Consider the following 290-nt stretch of genomic DNA (forward strand, 5'->3'; position numbering starts at 1 on the left):
GTACCGCCGATGTATTCAAAGAGGCCCACGATGAATTCATCGAATCAGGCGCAGACTTTGTACTCACCAAACCGTTACAGAAAAACAGCTTACAAAACGCCATCAACGAGTTTCACCAACAGTTTGAGGTCAACCGCCATCACTCCGTTAACACACACAATCTTCCAAACAAGGAAAAAAGTAACATCACGATGTTAACGCGTCACCCTAAGAACAAATTGCCACTCACAGAGGAAGAACTGTCGCGTAGCCAATTTTTAACTAACGATGAGCTTAAAACAGACGAGAAA

General features: G+C 43.4%; 1 pseudogene. It reads left to right on the forward strand.

The annotated features are described in order from the left end of the window. Nucleotides 1–290 (forward strand): annotated as a pseudogene (locus AB4486_RS26075) (hybrid sensor histidine kinase/response regulator); the annotation flags it as partial.

This window comes from Vibrio sp. 10N.222.55.C6 (genome assembly GCF_041473395.1).
GTDB lineage: Bacteria > Pseudomonadota > Gammaproteobacteria > Enterobacterales > Vibrionaceae > Vibrio > Vibrio crassostreae_C.